At 44.6% G+C, this 2,148-nt stretch carries 1 protein-coding gene; it reads left to right on the plus strand.

Annotated features, from left to right (window positions below; genetic code table 11):
• The first annotated feature begins 282 nt into the window (after window positions 1–282).
• Window positions 283–1,473, plus strand: a complete 1,191-nt coding sequence (locus F557_RS20805) for an IS110 family RNA-guided transposase (protein ID WP_019001960.1) — start codon at window positions 283–285, stop codon at window positions 1,471–1,473.
• Window positions 1,474–2,148 lie beyond the last annotated feature (675 nt).

The following is a 2,148-nucleotide window of genomic DNA, read 5'->3' on the forward strand; positions in this document are numbered from 1 at the left end:
AAACCTTTTACTGGAAAACAGTACAGTAGGAAATCCTGAGAATCCATTGTGCTGGACCACCAAAAGTCTTCGTAATATTGAGGCTTCACTCAAGGAATGTGGTGTAAATGGCGGCTCGCAGAAAAGCTCGGGACTTGACGAAATCCTCGGTTAGATGATGAAACGGCAGAAGAAAAGGAGAAATTGCGGGCTGGCAGCAAGATCAGGTTTTGAAACTTCAAAAAAAGAAACTGATGTAGGATAAACAGCAACACCAGTTTCTAAACAAAAATAGGCGGTTATATGGATATCACAAATGTTTTAGAAAATCAATCATTTGTTCATGTTGGCGTCGATCTTGCCAAGAATGTTTTTCAGGTTGCTTATATGGAACCGCGTACTAACACCTTGGTCAACCAGCAGATGAACAGAACCAAGTTCGAGAAATTTCTTAAGGACAGCAAGATTAAGTTCAAGGTCGTCATGGAAGCCTGCAGCACTTGCCACTACTGGGGACGCGAATGCAGGAAATACGGTCATTTACCGATGATTATTCCGGCTGAGATAACCAACAGCATCAACATTGGAAGCAAGGATGACAAAAATGATGCTCACGCAATCTGGCAGGCTTCGTTTCTGCCTGCCATAAAGACGATAAATGTAAGGTCTGAGGAGAATCAGGCCGAAGGATATTTGCTTAAAACCCGGGATTTTGTACTCAAGATTGATACCGAGACAAATAATAATCTCAAAGCTCTTCTGTCCGAATACGGGTGCGTGTGCAACACCACAGACTATGAAAAAACAAAGGCAGTGGCACAGGCCTTCCTGGATAAATCTTTTCAGGAAAACAAGCCATGGGCGTCTACATTGAAAGCATCTGTGGACGCGCTTAACAAAGTAAGAGAAGCAATCCATGAATCAGAGAAAAAACTCCATGAGAAGATTGAGGAGACTGCAAAAAACAATGACCTTGTTCAGAGACTTATGACAATACCGTATGTAGGTCCGATAACATCTCTGGCTTTTGCCAATGTGATGGCAGATCCTGCGTTATTTAAGAACGGAAGACAGTTTGCCGACTACTGCGGCGAAACTCCTTACCATACCGGAAGCGGAGGAAAGGTAACCATTCTGGGCATTGCCAGAAAGGGAAACCCTGTTCTGAAACGATCGCTGTATGAGGGGGCCAGCGGTCTCTATAACAGGGTTAAAACAGGCATAGAATCGAAAACCTGCCATTATTACCAGTCTGACTGGATATTAAATCTGGTGTGCAGAAAACCCCGCAAAGTGGCAATCTGCGCCATTGCCAACAAAATGTGCCGCATTGCCTGGGCAGTAGCCGCAACGGAAAACGGCAGATACGATCGGACGAAAACCTCGCTGGTTTCCGTATTGATGAAAAGCCCTGAGCAGATAGAACAGCAGAAAGCAGCAAAGGCTCAGGCAAAGGCCCAGGCAGCTGCCAAAGCATCTGCCAAAGCAGCATAATCAGGATTAAGCAATAAATGATTAACAGAAAGGAATTAATGAATAAGGGATTTTGACATACTGAGATAACAGCAGGATCAAAGAACTTTGTCTCTGCAGGTTAGCAGAGACGGTTTTCTCCAAAACGTCTGACCTCCATTGCAGTTTGATGCATAGATATAGAATTTGGCGGGAGAATACCTTAAAGACCTTTAGATCAAAATTGTGGAGCCGGACAGGCAATTTGCCAAGGCTCTTTTAGAAACAGAACATAGAAGTTAGCGAGTACTGATGCCTTTGTTTCTGCTGTTCAGTATGACAGCAACGAGTTTGCTCTGGTGGACAGGACGTTTTTTTCCCTCGCCTCATAGGCCGTTCAAGGAAATGTACCACCATCAGGGCAAGCCTAATCGGAGGTGGTTATGCCGACGATCTAAGATTTTGCTGAACCGCAGCGTCATAATTGAGAGCCCGAAAACTGGGGGGCAGCCCCCTTAGTTTTTTGCACCCTGAAAAAAGGCTGCATTCGAAATACATTCTTGAGAGGCAAACCCTTGAGCTGCCTACTCAGCACATAGGGATGGTCAGCAAAGTTTTGGTTTTGGCAGCACTATCAACAAAGGCCGAAGAAACTACTTGACCCCACCGCCATTTACACATAGGAAAAGGAATGTCTGTCAGTTATGTAACCATTGG

This window comes from Succinimonas amylolytica DSM 2873 (genome assembly GCF_000378405.1).
Taxonomy (GTDB): domain Bacteria; phylum Pseudomonadota; class Gammaproteobacteria; order Enterobacterales; family Succinivibrionaceae; genus Succinimonas; species Succinimonas amylolytica.